Here is a 22,893-nt window from a genome sequence, read left to right as displayed (position 1 = left end):
ACCGGGTTTGCATGAATAGCACGCCAACAAGCACAGATCAGGTACCAGCAACGAAAACGCCAGTGCGCTTTCGTCTGCTTTACTGGCTATGTGCATTTTTTCTGGTGATCACCGCACTGGTGTTCTGGCTGAGTATGACAGCGAGCGGAACACGGACTACATTTACCCTGCTGGAAAAAGTCTTGCCGCAGCTCAGTGTGACGGGTGTCAGCGGAGAATTAGCAAGTGATCTGCGCCTACAGAGTCTGCAGTGGAAGTCGGATGAATTCGAGCTGGAAATGCATGGCGTACACTTGCAATGGCAGGCCAGTCAGTTATTTACCGGCGCTGCATCTGTTCAGGAGCTGACTGCGAGCAGTGTGCGGGTTGCCACTGCTCACAGTGACAGCGCGTCGGTATTTCCGGAGCATCTTGCTCTTCCGTTGCGCCTGAAAGCTGAGCAACTGGCTGTAGGAACACTGCTGATTGAAAGTATGCAAGGTCAGCAACGGCAAAAAGATGCCGAATTGCGGGCGCTGACAGGCCAGTTTGCATGGGATGGTCAGCGTTATATGGTAAATGCCATTGCTGATTCTGATTACGGTAAAGCCAGTGCGCGTCTTAGTCTGAACGGAGTGGCGCCGTTCGATCTGAGTGGCGTGGCGAGTCTTGAATCGCATCCGCATCCGGAAGTGCCTCCGGTGACACTGGACTTGCAGCTTGTTGGTAATTTACGTTCATTCCATGCGTCGCTCGATGCGCGTCCACTGTTCAAAGAAAATCCATTACAGGCAGCGCTCACCGGTCATGCTGAACTGGATGTTTTTCCATTTTCTCAGCCTGCACTGGGACCGGCAACGATTGCCTTTCAGCACTTTAATCCGGCCGCATGGCATGCCAGTTTACCTGAAGCAGACCTCGACCTGCGTGCAGATGTTTTACTGCAGCAGTCCCCGCGTCAGGGAAAGGGCGATGAAACATCTTTACGTGCCAGTGTCAGTGTCCGCAACCTTTTAGCGGGTAATCTCGATAAGAAACGCATTCCTGTCGAAGCAGTTTCGGCGAATCTGCAAATTTTGCCAGAGCGACTGATGCTTGAACAACTTGAAGTCAGTTTGCCCGGTAAATCGGCGATCAACGGGCGTGGTGACCTGGCCTGGGGTAAAGCGATGCGGGCTGACGGCAAGTTTCAGTTAAGAAAAATTAACCTGAAGGATTTTTCGGGAAAGCTGTATCAAACCGCTATCAATGGCGATCTGGATCTCAAAACGACGGATGGTAAACAGATTCTGGCGTACGGTGAACTGAAAGACATCAATGGAAATCTGCAACTTCATATGGTGGCAGATCTGGTAAAGAAAGCGATTCATCTCGAAAAGCTCAACATGACTTTCGGTGATGCGCACCTGATTGCGGATGGCAGTTATCAGCTGATGCAACAGAAATTTCAGCTGAATACGCAAATTAAGAATGTTAATCCGGCCATATGGGGTAAGTTTCCTGCGGGAGATGTGAATGCAGACATCGTACTTGATGGAATTTTGCAGCCAAAGTGGGCAGTGCATGCGCTGGTCAGGCAGCTTGGAGGGCATTACGCAGGTCAGGCACTCAAGGGACACATCGATGCTGATTTAAAGAGTTTTTCGCAATGGCTTGTACGTCCTTCGGAAATTGCGATCGGCAGTAATAAGCTGGCAGTGCAGGGCCGTTGGGGACAAACAGGAGACCAACTGAGTCTGAATGTTGATATGCCTGCATTGCAGGAGCTGAATCCTCTTTTGCAGATTTGGGACCTGAATCTCAACGGAAAAATGAAGGGCCAGATTCAGCTCAGTGGTCAGCTGCGCCAGCCAGGACTGCAGTCCAGCTTGCAGGCAGATCAGTTGAAAGTGGAATATGCAGGTAAGCACTATCGTGCAGCCACGGTGAGCTTGAATGTTAAAGCCCCGGATTTAAGAAACGGACCGGTTCAGAGCGCGCTCAAGCTGCTGCAAATTCAGGGAGACATTCCTTTACTTGCCCATTTGCATGATGGTCTCGGTCAGGATAGTCAGCAGTTAGAACAGCTTGACTGGGATCTGCAGGGACAATTGTCATCCCATCAGTCAGCATTGCAGCTGACAGTGAATCCGCGCCAGAAACTGAGCGTACAGCTGAGGGGCGCTGTCCAGTCAGAAAAAGACGAATGGCGCTGGTCAGGTGAACTCGGTAGCTTACAACTTAGCGGACAACCTTCTGCAAGTTTGCAAGCCCCGGTAAAACTGGATGTGTCCGAAAAAGGATTGCGAGCAGGTGCCATCGTATTACAGACTTCCCTTGCACAGATTCAGGCAGAGTCGCTTGAAATTGGCAAAGCAGGGGTGATTTCAAACGGCTCGGTGCAGGACATTCGTCTGATTGATATTTTGCAACGGGTGCGTCAGCAAACCACACTGAGCGGAGACTTGCGTCTTCAGGCATCGTGGAAACTTCGACTGAATGATACTGCGAATGTGCAGGTGTCGCTGAAGCGGCAGTCGGGTGAGTTGCGCTTTCAGGATCCCGACGGAACCGGTGCCAGTATTCCAGCCGGTTTGAAAGATTTTCAGTTGAATATCCGTACAGCCGGCCTGATTAGTGGAACTGACAGAGAAAAACTGATTGCCGATATCCGGGCGGAAGGGAGCCGGCTCGGACTGATGCAGTTACATGCAGAATCGGCGTTGCATAAGCGCGACGGCATCTGGACACTGGCAGGTGAGCAAGCCTTGTCCGGAAGTGGCAGTGCGGAAATTCCTGATCTCGAATGGATGGGGCCATTGATTTATCCCGGACTGGTGATGAAAGGGCAGTTGCGTGCAGATGCAACGCTTGGAGGAAAACTGAATCAGCCCGACTGGAAAGCCCATGTAAAAGGAAGCAAGCTGGAGCTTGCGTTTGCTTCGGAAGGTTTGTTATTGCCAAACGGTGAGCTGGATGCAGACATAAACGGGATGCATTTACGCCTTAACCAACTTGCATTTGCGAGTACGGTAAATATGGTACCGCAGCATGCGCAATTTAAAGGTCTGGACCTCGTTGGCAAAAAGGGTGAATTCAAAGCATCCGGGGATATTGATCTCGGAAAAGAAACAGGCAGTATCCAGGCAAACTGGCAGCAGTTTCCGCTTTTGCAAAGAAAAGACCGCTGGCTGGTGGTCAGCGGAGAGGCTGGCGTGAAAGAGTCGGCAAATGTCTGGTCGTTACAGGGGAAACTGACCGCTGATGGGGCATATTTCCGCCTCCCCAAAATGCCGCCACCATCGTTGTCTTCGGATGTGATTGTTCAAAACAAACGGAGTCAGAAAACAGCAGGTGAACCAGACCCGAATGCGAAGAAAGTGATTCGCACAAGACTGGATATGACATTTGATATGGGGCCGAAATTTGTCTTTGTCGGGCGCGGGCTGGATACGGGACTTGCAGGCAGTTTGCGTCTTCGCTCAGCAGATGGGAGTCCGCTGCAAGCCAATGGCAGTATCAGTACCCGTAACGGACTTTATGAGGGATACGGTCAGCAATTAGAAATCGAAAGGGGAATTCTGAACTTTCAGGGGCCGCCGTTAAATCCGGGACTGAATATACTGGCGGTCAGGCCGGGACTGGCATCACCGGTTGGCGTGGAAGTCATCGGAACCGTTGCAAACCCGCAGGTGCGTTTATATTCCGATACTGCCATGCCAGACAGTGAAAAACTGGCGTGGCTGGTGCTGGGACGTGGTTCTGATCAGTTATCGTCCGGAGATGCTTCCCTGTTGTTATCTGCTGCCAGTGCGATTTTTGGCGGTGATGGCAGCCGGAATATTCCCCGTGATGTAGTGCAAGGTTTAGGGTTCGATGAATTTTCTATCGGATCAGCAAAAACTGCTGCTGGTTCCCGTTTGCCGGGGCAGACGATTGCAGGTGCAACCGGCGTCAGTAGCAGCAGTTCCTCACCATCAGATCAGGTGGTTACCGTTGGTAAACGTCTGATGCCCGGGCTGGTTTTATCGATTGAGCGTGGTCTGGGAGATGCCAGCGGTGCATTAAAACTAAGCTGGCAGCTGACGCGGCGCGTTACTGTGATCGGGCGTGCTGGCAGTGAATCCGCGCTGGATGTTAACTATACTTTTTCATTTAACTGATTCCTGAATATCCGGAAGTGTTATCACGCAGTCGGACTTATTTTCGGTGAACGTAGACTAGTCAGTTAAATTTTGGCTTTCTGTCCATCCTGCAGCATGAGAGCAATGTTCGGAAAAATGATTTCGAAGGCTCCTGTTTTTCATCAGTTGTCGCGGCAAAGTAACGTAATGTTTCACGTGGTTTCTTTTGCTTTTTCCGGTTGATGTAACACAATAACAAGTGCTCACAACAACGTATCTTGTGAACTCTCCGCCTGTCTGTATCTTCGATCCGGAAGCCCGTGTTGCCGGTCGCTTTCTGTCTTCATTATTTGCGTTCTTTATTGATCAGGATCAGGCAGGCTTGTGCTGGTCAGACTGAAAATTTTTTCAGTTATTCGGAGCGGCTGACGGATTTGTTTGTTCAGTGCGAGCGGGTATGTATGCCTGCCAGTGCTGTATCAGGTTGTCACGGCGAGCCAGCGCTACTGTAATCTTTCACGAGAGGATTTTGTATGCGTAGCCAGGTTGGACAAAATCAGCGCGAGTACATACTCAGCGACGATGAAACTATTGTTTCAAAAACGGACTTGTCCGGGAATATCACCTATGCCAATGACGACTTCGTTCAGATCAGCGGCTTCTCTTTGGAAGAGCTTATTGGCGCGCCACAGAATATTGTGCGCCATCCGGATATGCCGCGTGAGGCTTTTGCTGACTTATGGAGGGTAATCCAGAGTGGGCATTCATGGCATGGGTTGGTCAAAAATCGTTGTAAAAATGGTGATTTTTACTGGGTTGAAGCAACCGCTGCTCCGTTAACAAAAAATGGAAAAACCATTGGCTATACCTCCGTCCGTGTAAAGCCGAACCCGGTGCAGGTTGCGGCAGCTGAGGCAGCTTACGCGCAGATCAGGTCAGGAAACACTGCCTTATTCATTCGCGATGGCAGAGTGCATCGACGCAGTGCATGGCAGGTAATTCGCGACAAATTCACATTACCTATACACAGCGTATTGCGCATTTATGCGGTATTTTCCGCTATTTTTTTACTGTTACTCGGGTGGCAGACTCAGGCATGGCAAAGCGGTTTGCAAATGCTGACAATTACAACCGGGTTGTTGACCTGTGCTGTGTTTACGGTCAGCGTGCATCGCCTGATTTCGGGACAGGTCGGGCGATTACGGCAACATATTCAGGCAATGAGTGCGGGCGATTTATCTCAGCCGATTGCGGTACATGGCCGTCACGAAATCAGTGAGCTTGCACAATCGCTGCGGGTTTTGCAGACCAATATGAAATTGCTGATCGGACAGATTAAACAAAGCAGCGGTCATGTGCATGCGATCGGCAGTGATGTCAGTGAATGCAGTGGTGAACTGGCGCAACATACAGAATCTCAAAAGGGATCACTGGAACAGACGGCCAGTTCCATGGAAGAGATTACGGTCGCTGTGCAGCACAATGCCGCGAATTCGCGTGAGGCAAGTGAGGTGGCTATCCGTTCTGCAGGATTGGCAGATACCAGTGGTCGTGCTGTGCAGAAAGTTGTGCAGACTATGGGCGCGATACGCCACAGTTCCTCTCGTATTGCAGACATTATTTCTGTGATCGATGGTATTGCATTTCAGACCAATATTTTGGCGCTGAATGCGGCAGTAGAAGCAGCGCGGGCAGGTGATCAGGGGCGTGGTTTTTCAGTTGTTGCCAGTGAAGTGCGTGCACTGGCGCAGCGCAGCGCAAGCGCTGCTAAAGAAATTAAAGAATTGATTCAGCACTCTGTCGAGCAGGTGGAACAGGGGGCGGAGCTGGTTGATGAAGCCGGACAGAGTATGGACGAGCTGGTCAGCGGAGTGAAAAAGGTCGCGGCACTGATGCAGGAGTTCACGGTGTCAACGCAAGAACAGAGTCTTGGCATTTCAACTGTCAACCAGTCAGTCATCGAAATCGATGAGATGACACAGCAAAACATGCAGATTGTGTCCGCAGCGACGTATTCGGCAGAAAAACTGGAAGAAGAGGTCAGTGTTTTGCGCGATCTGGTGAATGCATTTGAATTGACGACACAACAGGAAAATATTATTCAGATGCAGCCAAGAATCAGACGTGCGCCGCAGGAGCCAGGCATTGCAACGCATGCGGCTCAAAGCAGGCAAATTGAGCAATCCTGGTGATTTCTGTACCCGGAATTCTTTTGATTCTCTAAATTTTTCAGTTATTGTGAAAATGCCGGGCGGATGTCCGGCATTTTGATTTGTTGCACCGATAAATTCACGGCAAAATAGCTGAATAACAATGTGCGAAAAAAGAGGAATTTATGGAATGGCTTGCGTATCCAGTGATCTTGCTGGCGCTGATAACACTGTTCACACGCGAAGTGATTGCGCCTGCTTCCGGTAATGCTTGCGATAAACGCTGGCAGATTCTTTCGTTTTCTCTTGCGACAGTGTCAGCGATCGCTTCACTGGTGGTCGGCTGGTTGCTTTCGGGATGGCAGAGTTTTGCGCTGATGCCTTTGGGTGGAAAAATACCGGATGTGTTGCTCGGTTTTCTTTGTTTCTTAAGCACCAGCTTTATTTTTTACTGGTGGCATCGCGCCACGCATGCCTCAGATTTTTTGTGGCGACACGTACATCAGCTGCATCATTCTGCGCTGAGAATTGAATCTCTGACGGCTTTCTTTGCGCACCCGCTGGAAACTGCTGCCGCAACGATGATGTCCAGTTTCAGCAGCTATCTGCTATTTGGTGCGACACCGGTTGCTGCAATGTGGGGGCTGATTTTCACCGGTCTATTTGATATCTACCTGCATTCTGATACCCGTTCGCCACGCTGGCTGGGATATTTTATTCAACGACCGGAAATGCACAGAGTGCATCACGCGTGGGAACATCATGCGCAGAACTATGGCTTGCCGCTTTGGGATATGCTGTTCGGCACCTGGAATAATACAGAACAATGGATTGAAAAAGTCGGTTTTGACCCGGAGAAATCCGGCCGCATCAACGATATGCTGTGTGGCCGTGATGTACATAAAACCTTATAACGGATGTCACCGGTTGCTGGCAGGCGTGATCGGTTTTGCCGCTTCCCGCTGAACCAGATAAACACTGAGTAAAACAATTCCCATACCTGCCATTGCAGGTGCGGCGAGTTTCTGATCCAGAATAGCCCAGCCGAGAATCGTTGCAACGACGGGACTCAGTAAGGCCAGAGAAGATGACGCTGCGAGCGGCAGTTTTTGTATGCCGCGTATCCACAGTACATAGGCCAGCAAGGCACCAAATCCGGAAAGATAGCTGTAACCGGCGATTTGCTGCAGGCTGAGTGCCGGTAGCGCAGGCTCAAGTAAAAGAGCGAGTGGTAGCAGCATGAATCCCCCGAGCGCACACTGCCAGCCTGTCAGTGCAATGACAGACATCGGTGGTTGCCAGCGCCTCACCAGAAAAGCACCGGCAGATACACAGCAGACGCCGGCAAAAGCAGCGAGTACGCCGGTCAGATCCCATTGCATTCCGGGGGACCATAACAGCATTGCCATGCCGGGTAATCCAAGCAGTGCCACGGCTATCATGCGCCACCCCGGAGAGCGGCGGCTGGCGAAACTGGCCAGTGCCATCGTAATCAAGGGTTGCAACGCGCCGAATATCGCTGCCAGCCCACCGGGCAGGCGATAGGCAGCGATGAACAGAAATGCCTGAAAAATGCCGATGTTCAGTGCGGCAAGTACGCAGAGTTTCAACCACCAGCCACGTGCAGGCAGAGATCTGGCCCATGCCAGCAAAATCAGGCCAGCAGGTAATACCCTGATCACAGCGGCAGTGTACGGACGATCCGGCGGTAATACTTGCGTTGTGAGGATGTAAGTTGTTCCCCAGAGCATTGGGGCAATCGCGGTCAGTAATATGTCACGCAGATAATGTGGAGCATGTTGCATGTATTTGTCTCGCATTCAAGATAAATCACATAATAGGGTGAATTTACCTCGAATTCAAGATAAACTGACATAAGCCCCTGAGCTATTGCGGGTGACATGACATTCCTGCGGGATACTGCGGAAAGACTCACTGTTAGCGGATTGACTATGCCTGACTTAAACAAAATTTTGCTGCCTGACGATGCTGTAGACCGGATTCTTGGACAGTGGCACTGTGAAAGACCCGATTTGGATGTCAGTGCGATGGGTGTACTGGGGCGGTTAGCACGTACCGGTGCACTGGTTCAAAAGCAACTGGCAGTGGTTTTTGCGGAGTATGACCTAAGTCACTGGGAATTTGATGTGCTGGCAACGTTACGACGCTCCGGCCAGCCATACCGTTTATCCCCCACGGCATTATTTTCATCACTGATGCTCAGCTCCGGAACAATGACGCGGCAATTGCAGCAACTGGAAAGCCGTGGTCTGATCGAGCGCCTGCCTAATCCTGCCGATGCGCGTTCCATGCTGGTGCAACTCAGTTCTTCCGGGTTCTCAATGATAGAAAAAGTGATTGCAGCCCATGCTGAAAATCAACACAGGATTCTGCAGGGGCTTGACCCGGAAGCCTGCAGGCAACTGGATGCAGGCTTAAAGCAATTATTGCGCTTACTCGAGTCAAAGTTTTCATAGCGATCACCCTATCCTTCGTCGTCGCCTTACCGTCGCATGTACGGTTAAATTTTGTTAAACAAGCGGGCCCGTTGCCGCACGTGCTGCTTCGTTGTCTATGCTTAAATTGAGCTTCACTTTTTGTACTTCTGAACACCAGCCAGAGTAGTTCCCGTTTGTTTTTCGCTGGCTTGCGGCTACAAGCAAACAATGTCTGCATTACGTCTGACAATGTGGCGGATGTATGAGGTAATGTGAATTGCGGAGGTATGGTGTTATTCCAGGCATTCAAGAGCAATTGGCATTCAATCCGTCACAGATCGAAAGATCTGTGCGGAGTCGGTGTGATTACTTGCATGATGACAATGCAGCCGGTGATGGCGGCGCAGTCTGATTGCGGAAGTTTTCAGCTGGCATTTTATGAGCTTGGTGCGCTGTATTTTAAATTGCCACAGGGCGGGTATGCCGGCATAGATAAAGATGTTGCTGACGAATTGAGTAAGCGCACCGGTTGCCAGTTTCAGACCGTACTGGAATCAAGAGTCAGAATCTGGCATCAGATGAGTCAGCAAACGCTGGACATGACAGTTTCCGGAATTGCAACGCCCGAGCGTGAACAGTTTGCGCGGTTTATTCCCTATTTTTCTACGCGGAATTTTCTGCTTGTGTCAGCTTCACTGCCTGCGCGTACCCATACTGCTGACGGATTTCTTGCGGAAAAAAATTTAAGAGTTGCCGTTGTTAAAAGTTTCCGGCACGGGGCTTTGTATGATGCCTGGCTTGCCCGTTTGCGTGAACAGCATCGCGTTGAAGAAGCCGCAGATTTTGACAGTGTCGTGCGCTTGTTTATGGCAAAGCGTGTCGATGCTTTTCTCGCATTGCCAACCAGTCTGGAACCTTTGCGTCGTAAAGAAATGGCGAATAGTTTTGTGATTCTGGACTGGGCGCCATCGGACGTAGTGCCGCATGGACTTGTGCTGTCGCGTCAGCGCGTTCCTCAAACCTCGGTGGAGATCATGCAGCGTGGCATTCGCGCCATGCATGAGGACGGTACACTCGAAAAAATTTATACCCGTTATGTCGGTGCAGAGCAGGCGAGGTATTTGTTGCTGAGAGCGCCGGATTAACAAGAGGTTTGCAGCTTGCAAAAGAAAAAGCCGGAAGCAATGCTGATTGCTTCCGGCTTTTTTATTTGTGTTAATCAGAACTTGTGTTCGTAGCTCAGGTTGATCTGACGAGCACGTTCATTCTGCGTACGGGTGCTGCTGATAAAGCCCGGCACATTACTGATAACGGTCTGATCCGTCATGTTGCTGTTAGTGATGTTGTTTACCGCTAAGCGCAGCGAGCTCTGTTTATCAATCTTCCACATGGCATACAGATCCAGTGTGGCAGGTGATTTCACATATTCACGGTCAGTTAAGCTGATTTGCTGCCAGTGTGCATCCTGCAGGCGTGCATTCATTCCCATCGTGACTGGCAGGGCTTTCATACGGTAATTCATATTCAGCGTGAACTGGTAGGTGTAAGGATTCAGCTGATTGTATGGCTCAGGGAAGCCTTTTACATCAGACCAGAAGTGAATGTAAGTCAGACTGACATCCAGATCAGGCGCATCTGTCATAAAGCGTTTTAACGGGAATTGCGTTGACAGTTCCAGACTTGCACCGCGCGCGCTGCCGGCATTCACATATTTTTTCCACCAGGCATTGTTATCAAAGTACAGCGTTTCGCGATGTAAATCATTGATCTGCTGGATTTTGGCGCGTGCCGAATAATTCAGACCGTCTTTGCCATTATGTTCAAATGCGGTATCCAGTCCCCATGCTAATTCCGGACGCAGGGTAGGGTTGCCAACAAAATTAGGATTCTGAATCGAATTATTTACAGAATAGATTTTCGGTGACACCAGATAAAAATCATTCGGTGCCTGATAAGTACGTGCCAGCCCGACACGGATACGATCTGTATTTTCCGGATTCAGCTGCCACATCGTTTGTACGATAGGACTCAGAACACTGGTGTTGTAGTCGGATTTCTGTTGCGCAGACCCTTCACTGGCAATGCCCAGCGACTCCCAACGGAGGCCCAGATACAGAGAAGAATTTTTCTGGAATTTCCATTCGTCCTGCGCATAAATCGCAGCTTTGGTTAATTCATTGCGTGCATTTTGCGGCAGGAAAACTGCTGCACCGCCTGCTGGAATGTCAGTCTGGTCACGATCAATATTGACTACAGTACGTGAACCGGTCCAGCCAACCACGATATCGTGCTCAGCATTAGTCGGGAAGCTGACTTTGCCGCTGGTATGTCCGCCAAGAACGCGCACATTGGTATCGTAATTCCGGTCGAAACTCAGTTTGCCATCCGGTGCAAAATTGCTGGAAGTCTGACCATTCTTCATGCGGTTGGCGTGGAAACCGCCGGAAATATCCAGCTTAATATCGTTGTCCAGACTGGCCATTGCGCGCAATGTACTGTTCAGGCTGGTGCGGTTATTCGTGTCGTGATATCTGATGCTTCCGATATCGAGCACCGGTCCCTGCAGGAACTGATACGCTCTGCCTGAATCTGCTTCGCCATTTGCGTGGGCAAACATCGTAGTGGAGATCAGGTTAATATTGTTTGCGGTCTTATAGGTGAAGCGCGGCACAATGCGTATATCGCGGTCTGACATACGTTTGTCCATATTTGAATTGTATTGCTGCAAAATTTTGCCGTTACTGTCTGCAATGCTTTGCTCTGTCAGTGTTGTGCGCGGCACGCCAGAACCGATATTGTTCAGCGATGCAGTGACCGCCACATTGTGTGACAGATTCCCGTTTTTACCCGAGTCATTAAATTCCACCGTCCCCTGTTCGCGCTGGTTATAACCGGCTGTCAGCTTAATGGAGCGCATAGGCTGGCTGGTGGCTGCAGAGCGTTTCAGGATGATATTGACAGTGCCGCCGACGGCCTGCGTACTGAACTGTGCATTTGCGGTACGATAAATTTCGATGCGGTCTATCATTTGCATCGGGATATCTTCCACGTTCACGCCGCGTGGCGGCTCGCCGTCAATCAGAACCTGCGTGTAGTTTGCATTCAGTCCGGCCAGCTGGATTTTATTATTGTTCACCTGCACGCCCGGTACTTTGCGCATCGCATCAAGAATATTGGTGTCGCCGAACTTCACCAGATCTGCATTCGAAATAATGGTACGTGCCGCTGCTTCCTGACGCGCTGCCTGTACTTCACCGCGTGCCTGAACTTCCACTTTTTGCGGCTCTTGCTGACCTGCAGCTTTGACAGCCGGTGTTGCCGGCGCAGTTTGCGGTGCCGGTGCTTGCTGCGCATGTGCGCTCACAACCAGAACATTAGATAACAACAGGGTCAGAACTGAACTCATCGGGTATGGCATTGTTAAGTCTCCGTATTAACTGCTGCCTGCGCAGCGGTGAATGAATTGTTTGTGTGTCTTCAACGGAGCGAACTATATCGACATGCATTCGCGCTGAAATCCGGTTTGCGATGAAACGCCGGATTTATGGCGTGAAATGCATAATTCATACTGCTTTGTATCTATCCCTTAGTCTGGATTGGATCGCAAAAGCATAAAGTCTGAGCTACATTTGTTTGCCCGCAGTTGCGTTCTCCGATCAGCGTTTTACTCTGGCTTCCCAGATTGATGTGGCTTAACCATGGAAAGGATGTACTGCGCTATGCATTCACCAAATTCACGATGCGAAAACTGTGGTCAACCGCTGGATTCGGAGGCATCTGTTTGCCGTACCTGTGATCAGCACTTGCGACCTGCAATGCCTGCCGGTCAGTACCATTGTCCTCAATGTCACGGAGGCTTTGATAAGCCCGTGATGGCGGAATGGCCACCAAACCAAAAGTGGTACAAACCTTCACATTTATGTGAGAGTTGCCCGCATTGCGGGACTTTTCTGACAGACCGCTATCGCGCCGACATCCCGAAGTGGGAAATGGCGCTGCTGATTGTTTGGGTATGTGTATTCTGGTTCACCCATAAAACGATACTGTTTGCGGTGTACGTACCCTGGATGATTACGGTTCTTTACCGGAATTACCGTGCAAGAAAATCCGTCAGCGACCCGGCTGCGCGATACAAGCGGAAAGCTTTGCCGGGCGAAACCGCCTGAGTTAGTCGTCATAAGCGTCAGATAGCCTGAATCAGCGACACTGCGTTCCGGTGCTGTTCTTTGATTTATCTGAAAAACGAATAAATCACATTCAATTTTGGTATTTGACCAGATAAATAAGCTGGTGCATGCTCATTTTTATACAGAAAACGCGGATTCTTCTGCGCTGAATTGAATTAGAAAGAGGTCAGGCATGCCCCAATACCGTTCCCGTACAACTACGCATGGTCGCAATATGGCTGGTGCGCGCGCTTTGTGGCGCGCTACCGGTATGACCGATGCGGACTTCAACAAACCGATTATTGCTGTCGTGAATTCCTTCACGCAGTTTGTGCCGGGCCATGTGCATCTGAAAGATCTGGGCCAGATGGTGGCGCGTGAAATTGAAGCGGCTGGCGGCGTGGCGAAAGAATTCAACACCATCGCCGTGGATGACGGTATCGCAATGGGGCATGGCGGCATGCTGTATTCGCTGCCTTCGCGTGAACTGATTGCAGATTCCGTGGAATACATGGTGAATGCGCATTGCGCGGACGCGATGGTTTGTATTTCCAACTGCGACAAAATCACACCCGGCATGCTGATGGCCGCCATGCGCCTGAATATTCCGGCAGTGTTTGTTTCCGGCGGCCCGATGGAAGCGGGTAAAGTAATTGATGTGTTCCATCCGGCAAATCAACCGGCCTCGCAGGCGGTCAGCATCGTGAAAAAGCTGGATCTGGTGGATGCCATGATCAAAGCGGGTGATACCTCGGTCAGCGATGAAGAAGTTGGCCGGATCGAACGTTCCGCTTGTCCGACTTGCGGTTCCTGCTCCGGCATGTTCACTGCCAATTCGATGAACTGCCTGACCGAAGCGCTGGGTTTGTCGCTGCCGGGCAATGGCACAACACTCGCCACCCATGCAGACCGTCGTGAATTATTCCTGCAGGCAGGCCGCCAGATCGTTGCACTGGCACGCCGTTATTATGAACAAGACGATGCCAGCGTTCTGCCACGCTCGATTGCGACCAAAGCAACCTTTGAAAACGCGATGGCGCTGGATGTGGCGATGGGTGGTTCCACCAATACCGTGCTTCACTTGCTGGCAGCGGCGCATGAAGCCGGTGTGGATTTCACCATGGCCGACATCGACCGCATCTCGCGCAAAGTACCTTGCCTGTGCAAAGTTGCGCCGATGACCGATAAATTCCACATCGAAGATGTACACCGCGCCGGTGGCATTATGTCGATTCTCGGCGAACTCGCGCGTGCAGGTCTGATCGACACCAGCCGTCCTACTGTGCACAGCGCCAGCATGGCGGAGGCGATTGCGAAATACGATATCACGGTGACCGGCGACGAAGCAGTAAAACACTTTTACCGCGCTGCACCGGGCGGCGTGCCGACGCAGGAAGCTTTCTCGCAGGATAAGCGTTTCGACAGCGCCGATACCGACCGCGAAAACGGTTGCATCCGCGACCGCGCCCATGCGTATTCGCAGGATGGCGGACTTGCTGTGCTGTACGGCAATCTGGCTGAAAAAGGCTGTATCGTAAAAACTGCCGGTGTGGATGAAAGTATTCTGAAATTCAGCGGCAAAGCGCGTGTCTTCGAAAGTCAGGACGATGCAGTCGCGGGCATTCTCGGTGATACCGTGCATGAAGGCGATGTGGTCATTATTCGCTACGAAGGCCCGAAAGGCGGCCCGGGTATGCAGGAAATGCTGTATCCGACCTCGTACATCAAATCAAAGGGTCTGGGCAAAGCCTGCGCCTTGTTCACTGATGGTCGTTTTTCCGGCGGTTCTTCCGGTCTGGTAATCGGTCATGCCTCACCGGAAGCGGCCGAAGGCGGTGCGATTGGTCTGGTGCAGGAAGGTGACATGATCGACATCGACATTCCTGCTCGTACCATTCAGCTGCGTATCAGCGATGAAGAACTGGCAGCGCGTCGTGCCGCGATGGAAGCCCGTGGCGATGCCGCATGGCAGCCGGAAAACCGCGAACGCTATGTCTCGCAAGCACTGCAAGCCTACGCCGCGCTGGCTACCTCTGCCGACCGTGGCGCAGTACGCGACATCAGCCAGATCCGCCGCCGATAAGATTTTGTTTTGCTCTGTTGTTCCAGTGTCCGGGGAGCCTAGGCTCCCCTTTTTTTATGCACCGAAAATCGCCGAGCAGAGACGCCGTGCTTCCTGATCTGCTCCGAATCCGTATGCACACCGAAAACGCCTGAAAATGCCCGAAATGCGGCATTCAGCACAGCTTTTTCACCATTTTTTCAGGACGTCCGCGAAAACAGTGGCTGAGCGGGCAGGGGTGTTTTTGCGCAAATGCGGAATCTTGCACATATCGGGTAGATATTTATTCAGTGCTCAGCGACGTGAACAGATTACGCAAGGGTAAAAAAACTCAGTTGTTCGCTGCGACAGGCGAGTATTTGCGAAAAGTTGACTCACGCAATTTCACCTTGCTCAAGTGCCCGGAAAAAGCGTTGCAGCAATGCCTGAGTTTCAGCTGAATCAGTATTTTCAAATGGCCCCATGCCAAGCTCAGCCCGTCGTTGCAACAAAAAAGCGTAAATTTCCGCCGTTCGTTGTCGTGCCAGTGCATATTCGGAGGCACTTAATTTTCTGGCCATTTGCAGTGAATATTCGCGAAGTTCCGTATCGATACTTCTGCGTAATTTGAGTATATTCAGGTAGGCATACGCATCAATAATATGGTTGCTGTCGAATGTTTTTAGTTTTCTGTCGTAAGACTGGATATAGTCCTGCGTTTTCAGAATAATTAACTGATCAATGCTGCTTGTTAAGCCACGTGCGGTTGCATCGAGTAATGCATGCTGAAGGTCGCTGTTTTCCTGAGCAGATCTGTTATCCAGCAAATGCTCCGAGGAAATGGCGCGTGCGCCTAGGGTGCTGGCCGCAATCGTATCCCCGCTTTTTGCGAGGCTGAGCAGCGTGTGATGGTCGTAATGCAGATAACCGTGATTGCCGGATAAACTGACTTTTCCATTCGCTGAGACTGACAACATATAGCCGTGTTTCTTCAACCAGGCGTTAATGATCAGGATTTCTGCCGGGGTGAATAACACCTCTTTCTTTTTGGGCTGGAAGCTCTCGACAGGCTGAACCGGCTTATCGCGAATGATTTCAGGGCTGGTATATGGCACTGGTGCCAGAACTCTGTGCTCTCTCACTTCCGGTGTTTGTATTAAAAGCGCTAAACCACCGAGCATGGCACAGCCCAGGAAAATGGTGGGCAACTTCTTATTCATATGATCTTCACTTTGCTTGGTTGCACCAATCGCATTTGCCTGAATTGGTCATTATTCCGGTTGAACAGAGTACTGAAATATGTTTCCGACAAGGCATATCTAATGCCCGTTTGCATGCGGAGATATCTCTTTGTCATTCGTTCATCTATCTGACAAACAGTGTTCCTGCGGACATTCCCATACGCAAAAACAGCATCGGCAGAAAAGATTCGTGACCGAGAGTAAATCCATTTACCGTAAAGCTGCAGAAGTTAAATAAAGGATAACGAAATACTTTGCATATTGCTATGCATAATGCAAATAACTATCATTCGTATTTGCGCATATCCAGCGCATTGCTGTGGTCAGTATGGTTTAAGGCAGCTTAGATGAACAAAATGCGGCATTCAGCACAGCCTTTTCGCCATTTTTTCAGGACATCCGCGAAAACAGTGGCTGAGCGGGCAGGGGGTGTTATTACACAAATGCGGTGTTCTGCATAATGAATGTGCTTGTCGCGTGCGTCCCACAGCTACGGAGCGGAAGCGGACTTACTACCGGAATTTGCTTGTAAGGCAATCTTGTTTTGCCGGAAACTGCTTTCCTGACCAATGTGCGGCGTGTCGTGCGCTGCAGGTGACAGGAGGCTGAGATGGGTTGGGGATGGAGCAAATGCCGGGTGGCGGGGCTGGTGCTGCTGGCAGGGCAGGCGGTTGCGTACGCGCAGTCCGGTGCGCCTCTGACGATACAGATCACTTACCGCGATGCGCAGCAACTGGAAGTCAGTTACGCGCCGCAGAAAGCCTGCCAGCGTTTACGACTGCGCAAAGAGAACCGCGACGACGAAGGCTTGCGCGATGGCTGGCAGGCGCTGAACGATTGCGCACGGCTGGAAGGCGATCAGATTGTGTGGAAGCAGGCAGCAAATGCGGCAAATTGTGTGGCGCGTTTTGCGGTGCCGGTCACAAAAAAGATTTATCACCACTACCAGCCCGCTTTACCGCTGGGGCAGGCGGTGTTACTGCACACCTCGAATTATGCGGTCGACAATACCTGCGGTGACAGCCGTTACGTGCTGAATGCGCCTGCGGTGGCAACCGGCGGTCAGGCTGTGCCTGCGCAACTGGTGCTGGATACCGGCGTTAAAGAGCGCGACAGCCAGCCAGCCTTACTGTTGCCGGACGCGACAATCCGCTTCGAAGGTGCGCCGTTTTATGCTGATCCGGATGTGCCGCCAGCCACGGTGACGCTGATACGGGATGTGGCTGATCATACCGTGCAGCATTTGCGTGAACGCCTGCCATCGGTGCCGTTTCAGATGCCGATGGTTGCTGCAGCATCCATCCGGGACGGCGGGCCGACTTATTTCAACGGCAATGCGCAGGATATTCTGCAACTGGCATTTTTTAACTGGCCGCTGACCATGGACGAGGGCGGACAGCGCACGGTATCACAGTTTGTGGCGCATGAATTCAGTCACCGGTTTCAGATGTATCCGACCGGTGTTGCCAGCTACGCGGAAGAGCGCCTGATCCATGAAGGCGGCGCAGAATTTTTACGCTGGATGACCAGTCTGCATCAGGGCTGGCTGACTCCGCAGCAAGCAGCGGCGGATGTGGATAATGCGCTGGCCAGTTGCCTGATTACAGCCGGACAGCGTTCTTTACGCAGCCTGAGCCGGGCTGAAGTCGATGGCGGGCGCATCGGTTATGTCTGCGGCTTGCCGGCTTATGTGTATGCGCTGACTGGCAGTGCGCCGCCGGGACAGGCTTACGCCAGACTGGATGCTTACTATCGCCGCTTGCTGCAAGCTCAGCAGACGTCTTCCGCCCAGAAGATGCCGGTCGATTTTGCCGGCATGATGGAATGCGGTGATCAGGCGGATTGCCTGCCGCGTCATTTGCCGCGATTGCTGCGCTCTGACTTCCGCATGCAGCAGGTGTGGCAGGAGTGGCTGAGCGCATCCCCATTTGCCGTCAGCGCAGCACCGACCGCTGAGCAGCAGCATGAAATGCTGGTCAGCGCGATCGGGCAACTGATGCGCGAAGACTGCAGCGGAATGCGCAATCTGTATCCGCAGAAAGACCGCATCGTGCTCAGCGGTTTGCCGCAATGTCAGCGCTTGCGCGCCGAAGTCAGCGTCACACAGATTGAAGGTTTGCCATACAGCGGTGACCGCCGCACCTTGCCAGCCATGGTGAGCGCTTGCCGCGATCGTCAGGAAGTGCGGCTGGGGCTGGCGCAGGGGCAAACGCTGACACTGCAATGCAGGCAGCCGCTGACGATGTTTTCGGCGTTCTTTCAATTGCAGACCGATGCCGCGCTGAAAGTCCTGCAACCCTAGCATGTCCATGGCTATGGCGAATGCCTGACTGCCGCAGCTTGCCCGGAAGTTGCGGGCCGCTGAAAATGCGCTGAAAACCCCGGAATGCGGGGTTCAGCACAGCATTTTCATGGTGTTTTGCGGACACCGGCGCAAACAGTGGCGCAGCGGGCAGGGCTGTTTTTGCCTGAATGCGGCGTTCTGCATAGTGCGCTTTGTTTGCCGCAGGCGGTGTTGCGCCGCAAAGTCAGCGGCGAAGCTGTCAGATAAAATCGGATTTCATGCTGGCTGACTGGTCAGATTCCTCGAAAACGCAGTGGTTTCCGGTTGAAAAATCCGCACTCGTTTATACTTGCTGTTTTGCCGCTTTCCGGCTTTGCCCGCCACATTGACTGTCGCCTCCGGAAACCCGCAGCCGCTATCCGAAAAATATTATGAGTTTGTCTATGTCTGAAACCGTGGCGCCTGCCGCAAACAGCGCGCAGGATCTGGTGTTTGTTGAATCCTGCCGCTTGCCCACCCGCTGGGCAGAATTTCAAATGCATGCGTTTTTTGAAACATCCACCGGCAAAGAGCACGTGGTGCTGACGCTGGGGAACGTGGCCGACGGTGAACCTGTGCTGTCGCGCATCCATTCCGAATGCCTGACCGGTGACGCGCTGTTCAGCGCGCGCTGCGACTGTGGCCCGCAACTGGAAACCGCGCTGCAGCGTATCGCGGATGAAGGCCGCGGCGTATTGTTTTATCTGCGTCAGGAAGGACGCGGTATCGGCTTGCTGAACAAAGTCCGCGCCTATCATTTGCAGGATCAGGGCGCTGATACAGTGGAAGCGAATCAGAAGCTGGGTTTCGCCGCAGATCTGCGCCATTACGGGCTGGTTGAACCGATGGTACGCCATCTCGGCATCTCGTCCTTACGCCTGATGACGAACAACCCGCGCAAACTGGCCGCCATGCAGGGCATGAATGTGCCCGTCAGCGAACAGGTGCCGATCATCGCCGGCCGCAACCCGCACAATGAACGCTACCTGAGCACCAAAGCCGAAAAACTCGGCCACTTGTTCAGCGCTGAAGCGGACGAATAAATCCAGTAAAAAATGCGGAGCCAGTCTCCGCATTTTTTTTGCGCGTAAATTTGCGAAAATATTAATTTCTTCATGAGTGAGGCAAATACTTGACGCAACTTGTTATCCGGCCGCCGCAGGAAAGTGACTGGCCAGCCATGCGCCGTTTATTTCTGCAATCCCGGATTGCTGCATTTCACTGGACCGACATCCGTCGTTTTCAGTTGCAAGATCTGGACGCACAAACCAGCGGTGAAAATATCCTGCTGGCCGAAGATGCACAGGGACAGCTGGCCGGATTCATTTCTGTGCAATCAGAATCACGATTCATCCACCACCTTTACGTCGCTGCCACGCATCAGCGACTCGGTATCGGTGCAGCTTTACTGCAGCAATTGCCGCAATGGCAGCAAGAAGCCTGGCAGTTAAAATGCCTGCAACTCAATCAGCCTGCAGTGAATTTTTATATGGCACAAGGTTTCTCTGCGATAGAAAGCGGCGATTGCGACGATGGTGCTTACTGGCTGATGCAATCACCGACAAACTGAATGTTTGTTGATATCATGGCATGATAAAAATTCTTCAGAGGAATACATCATGCCAATGGTATATCTGATCGAAGGTCCTGTCGGAGCCGGTAAGTCAAGGTTTTCGGCACAACTGGCAAACGAAAAGCAGGCAGTCCATCTGGCGCTGGATCAATGGTTTGTGGCCTTGTTCAGCCCGGATCGTCCGCAAACGGATGTGGTGAACTGGTATCTCGCACGTAAAGAGCGTTTATTGCAAACCTTGTGGTGGCATGCGCAGCAGATCCTCGCCAGCGGTCAAGACGTGATTCTGGAAATGGGTTTAATTCAGGCGGAACAGCGACAAGCGTTTTGCCGTCAGATCATCGCAGCGGGTTTTCCTTTGACAATGCATGTACTGGATGCATCGCAGGAAGTACGCTGGCAGCGCGTGCAGCAGCGCAATCGTGAGCGAGGACCGACTTATGCGATGCAAGTGACAGAGACGGTTTTTGAAATTGCGAGTCAGATGTGGCAGGCACCGGATGAAGATGAGTGCCGCGAGTTTGATATCCGGTTTTATTTCAGCGATACGCTGCCCGCCAGCGCATTGTGAAGCCGGCGAATAAGCGCTTTGGTCGATCTGGCATCTGATTTTGACTGCATGCGGTGCAGCTTGTTGACTGGGAAGCTTTAATCAAATCAGATCCCCTTCGTTCAATCTGCGGGTATCGCTGAACATGATCCCGCATTCACAGGGAATGCTATGGAAATTACCATGAAACCGGTTGCCTATGTGGAGGCAAAGCGTTTGCAAGCGCAGGATGATTTTTGGGGGAATGAAGTTTCTGTGATCAGGCTGGTGGATACTGTGCAGCCGGAAGCGCTGCAAGGTTTGTCCGGGTTTTCACATGTGGAGATTCTGTTTTTGTTTCATCAGGTTGATGAGCAGCATTTGACCTATGGTGCACGTCACCCGAGAAATAATCCGGCGTGGCCAAAGCTGGGCATTTTCGCACAACGGGCGAAGGCAAGACCGAATCGGATCGGCAGTACAATTTGCCGCTTGTTGTCGGTGGATGGCAATGCGTTGCGGGTGGCTGAGCTGGATGCAATCGATGGTACGCCGGTGCTCGACATTAAACCGGTCATGCAGGAATTTCTACCACGGCAAGCGATAATTCAGCCGCAATGGTCAACAGAGCTCATGCAGGATTACTGGTCTGAGGCAGATGCTGGCAAGCCCTGAATATCAGCTGACGGGATGCTTGTCTGTGCAGCTATCCGCATCAGGCATTTGCTGAGCCCCGGACTTTCTGCCGACGACCGCCGGATTGCTATGCAGAAGTCCGCATTTCGGGCATTTTCAGGCATCCTGAAGCATGCGCAGATGCCTGCAAGGCGTTTCAGTTTTTTGCGGAGATTTGTTTGTGTATCTGCGGTACCTGCATCAGTGCCGCAGATAAATACACTTTGTGATACTCGGCGATCATTTCGCCTTGCTGAATCACCGGATCGGTAGCGGTCAGTTCGCGGGCGGCGTCGATATTATCGACTGCGAAAAAGAACAGACCGCGCCAGCCATCCACGCCATCTGCCGGACCCGCCACCATTAATTTTCCTTCGGCAGCCAGCCGCTTCATATTCGCAAAGTGACCGGCGAACATCGCGTCGCGCTCTTTACCAGCAGGGATTTTGTTCGGGCCGGTTTTCAGAATCACCATCACATAATGGCGCATGCCGATTTTGTCGGCCCCGAGCTGTTTTGCCAGTTCCGGTTTGAAATCAGGATTGGCAAGCTGGGCTTCCTGCGCATTCGCAGAAGCAGCGGACAGTGTGCTGCAAAATAAACTGATGAGCAGGGCGCGGCGCATGTTCATTCCTTCCGGTTTACAGGTCAATTTCACTTTCCATGCGGACAAACAGATCAGCGGCTTCATTGGTCAGTGCCTGCAAATCCGCTTCGCTGATGCCCAGACTTTGCCATGATAGTGCGGAAATGTCGGCATCGCGAATTTCCGTGCTGGCACTTTCGGTAATCGCGTGGGTGATACCGTTCGCCACGTGAATGATGGTGGCAAGAAAGCCGGCACCGGGCCGTTCCGGCTGATGGTGGTAGGCAATTGCATGGGTCATTTCTTCAGAGAACATCCACGCGCGCGCCAGCGCTTCGCCGACTGCCGCATGATCGGTGCCGAGTATGTGACGCTCTGCAAACAATTGCTGTAATTGTTTTTCTTCCTGATGCCGCAATACTTCGGCGTAGGCATCACTGTGACTGCTGACCAGCACCAACGTGCCGATGTCGTGCAATATGCCTGCAGTGCCAGCGACGACGGGATTGAATTTCAGGTGCTTTGCCAGCAAGCGGGCAACAATCGCTACCAGATTGGAATGTCGCCAGAATTGCAGATGGCTGAAGCCGGGGCAATTATTTTCCGGAAAGCAGCCGGTCAGCGCGGCACTGATAATGATTTGTCTGACCTGATTTAAACCCAGCAGGCTGATCGCCTGATCAATGGTGGTGACTTTCACCATGGTGGTGTAATACGCAGAATTGGCAAAACGCAGGGTCTTTGCGGTCAGCGCCAGATCGCGTGACACTTTTTCTGCCAGTTCGCGCACATCCACGTCGTCCTGATCGATGTTGTTCAGAATATCCATCACCAGACCCGGCAGACTGGGTAAGTCCTGAATGTCTTGCGCAATTTGTTCGCTTGTCAGTTGAACCATAAACACCTCCGTAAAACAGTATTACTGAAAACCACGTGCGATGCGATTGCGCGGCGGCAAAGGGTGTTTGTTTGTCGGTTTTGTACGACGAATAAGCGAGGTCAGAAAACGAAAAACGCCGAAAACATGCTGTACAGCAATGTTTTCGGCGTTTCAGATGTGATGCGGGCTGAATGTCGGGCTGGTGATTC

The 22,893-nt window shown here is 51.8% G+C and carries 16 protein-coding genes; 11 read left to right on the top strand and 5 right to left on the bottom strand.

Annotated features, from left to right (window positions below; translation table 11 throughout):
• The first annotated feature begins 11 nt into the window (after window positions 1-11).
• From IE092_RS02920 to IE092_RS02910, 3 genes are all read left to right on the top strand, one after another.
• Window positions 12-4,121, top strand: coding sequence for a translocation/assembly module TamB domain-containing protein (locus tag IE092_RS02920; RefSeq protein WP_189355490.1), 4,110 nt, complete (start codon window positions 12-14; stop codon window positions 4,119-4,121).
• A gap of 494 nt (window positions 4,122-4,615) precedes the next feature.
• Window positions 4,616-6,274 (top strand): methyl-accepting chemotaxis protein, encoded by a 1,659-nt coding sequence (locus IE092_RS02915; RefSeq protein ID WP_189355489.1) that lies wholly within the window; start codon window positions 4,616-4,618, stop codon window positions 6,272-6,274.
• Between the two features lie 143 nt (window positions 6,275-6,417).
• The gene (locus IE092_RS02910) at window positions 6,418-7,146 is read left to right on the top strand and encodes a sterol desaturase family protein (protein ID WP_189355488.1); all 729 of its coding nucleotides are present in this window, start codon (window positions 6,418-6,420) and stop codon (window positions 7,144-7,146) included.
• Window positions 7,147-7,152: 6 nt separating this feature from the next.
• Here IE092_RS02910 and IE092_RS02905 read toward each other — a convergent pair whose 3' ends face one another.
• Window positions 7,153-8,037 carry an EamA family transporter gene (locus tag IE092_RS02905; protein WP_189355487.1) on the bottom strand — a complete coding sequence of 295 codons (885 nt, stop codon included), beginning with the start codon at window positions 8,035-8,037 and terminating at the stop codon, window positions 7,153-7,155.
• Between the two features lie 147 nt (window positions 8,038-8,184).
• On the opposite strand from IE092_RS02905, the gene IE092_RS02900 reads away from it, so the two are divergent.
• Together IE092_RS02900 and IE092_RS02895 are read left to right on the top strand one after the other, a co-directional pair.
• The gene (locus IE092_RS02900) at window positions 8,185-8,709 is read left to right on the top strand and encodes a MarR family winged helix-turn-helix transcriptional regulator (protein ID WP_189355486.1); all 525 of its coding nucleotides are present in this window, start codon (window positions 8,185-8,187) and stop codon (window positions 8,707-8,709) included.
• A 335-nt stretch (window positions 8,710-9,044) separates the two neighbouring features.
• Window positions 9,045-9,815 carry a substrate-binding periplasmic protein gene (locus tag IE092_RS02895; RefSeq protein ID WP_189355485.1) on the top strand — a complete coding sequence of 257 codons (771 nt, stop codon included), beginning with the start codon at window positions 9,045-9,047 and terminating at the stop codon, window positions 9,813-9,815.
• A 74-nt stretch (window positions 9,816-9,889) separates the two neighbouring features.
• Here the strand turns inward: IE092_RS02895 and IE092_RS02890 are convergent, their stop codons facing one another.
• On the bottom strand, window positions 9,890-12,088 hold the full coding sequence (locus IE092_RS02890) for a TonB-dependent receptor plug domain-containing protein (protein WP_189355484.1): 2,199 nt from the start codon (window positions 12,086-12,088) through the stop codon (window positions 9,890-9,892).
• Between the two features lie 941 nt (window positions 12,089-13,029).
• Between IE092_RS02890 and ilvD the strand changes: the two genes are divergently transcribed.
• The gene (gene ilvD, locus IE092_RS02885) at window positions 13,030-14,919 is read left to right on the top strand and encodes a dihydroxy-acid dehydratase (protein WP_189355483.1); all 1,890 of its coding nucleotides are present in this window, start codon (window positions 13,030-13,032) and stop codon (window positions 14,917-14,919) included.
• A 353-nt stretch (window positions 14,920-15,272) separates the two neighbouring features.
• On the opposite strand, the gene IE092_RS02880 is transcribed toward ilvD, so the two are convergent.
• Window positions 15,273-16,097, bottom strand: a complete 825-nt coding sequence (locus tag IE092_RS02880; RefSeq protein WP_189355482.1) for a hypothetical protein — start codon at window positions 16,095-16,097, stop codon at window positions 15,273-15,275.
• A gap of 631 nt (window positions 16,098-16,728) precedes the next feature.
• Between IE092_RS02880 and IE092_RS02875 the strand changes: the two genes are divergently transcribed.
• From IE092_RS02875 to IE092_RS02855, 5 genes are all read left to right on the top strand, one after another.
• Entirely contained in the window at window positions 16,729-18,420 is a 1,692-nt protein-coding gene (locus IE092_RS02875; RefSeq protein WP_189355481.1) for a hypothetical protein, read from the top strand.
• 425 nt (window positions 18,421-18,845) lie between these two features.
• Window positions 18,846-19,484, top strand: a complete 639-nt coding sequence (gene ribA / locus IE092_RS02870; protein ID WP_189355480.1) for a GTP cyclohydrolase II — start codon at window positions 18,846-18,848, stop codon at window positions 19,482-19,484.
• 89 nt (window positions 19,485-19,573) lie between these two features.
• Complete coding sequence (locus IE092_RS02865) at window positions 19,574-20,011, top strand: GNAT family N-acetyltransferase (protein ID WP_229792995.1); 438 nt, start codon at window positions 19,574-19,576, stop codon at window positions 20,009-20,011.
• A 4-nt stretch (window positions 20,012-20,015) separates the two neighbouring features.
• Window positions 20,016-20,585 carry a P-loop nucleotide/nucleoside kinase family protein gene (locus tag IE092_RS02860; RefSeq protein ID WP_308427099.1) on the top strand — a complete coding sequence of 190 codons (570 nt, stop codon included), beginning with the start codon at window positions 20,016-20,018 and terminating at the stop codon, window positions 20,583-20,585.
• Between the two features lie 150 nt (window positions 20,586-20,735).
• The gene (locus IE092_RS02855; RefSeq protein WP_189355478.1) at window positions 20,736-21,218 is read left to right on the top strand and encodes an SAM-dependent methyltransferase; all 483 of its coding nucleotides are present in this window, start codon (window positions 20,736-20,738) and stop codon (window positions 21,216-21,218) included.
• A 157-nt stretch (window positions 21,219-21,375) separates the two neighbouring features.
• Here IE092_RS02855 and IE092_RS02850 read toward each other — a convergent pair whose 3' ends face one another.
• Both IE092_RS02850 and IE092_RS02845 read right to left on the bottom strand, forming a co-directional pair.
• On the bottom strand, window positions 21,376-21,843 hold the full coding sequence (locus IE092_RS02850) for a YciI family protein (protein WP_189355477.1): 468 nt from the start codon (window positions 21,841-21,843) through the stop codon (window positions 21,376-21,378).
• 16 nt (window positions 21,844-21,859) lie between these two features.
• Complete coding sequence (locus tag IE092_RS02845; RefSeq protein ID WP_189355476.1) at window positions 21,860-22,702, bottom strand: HDOD domain-containing protein; 843 nt, start codon at window positions 22,700-22,702, stop codon at window positions 21,860-21,862.
• Window positions 22,703-22,893: the final 191 nt, after the last annotated feature.

This window comes from Cognatundibacterium squillarum, from assembly GCF_014652435.1.
GTDB lineage: Bacteria > Pseudomonadota > Gammaproteobacteria > Burkholderiales > Burkholderiaceae_D > Undibacterium > Undibacterium squillarum.
This window is presented reverse-complemented; position numbering and strand designations above follow the sequence as displayed.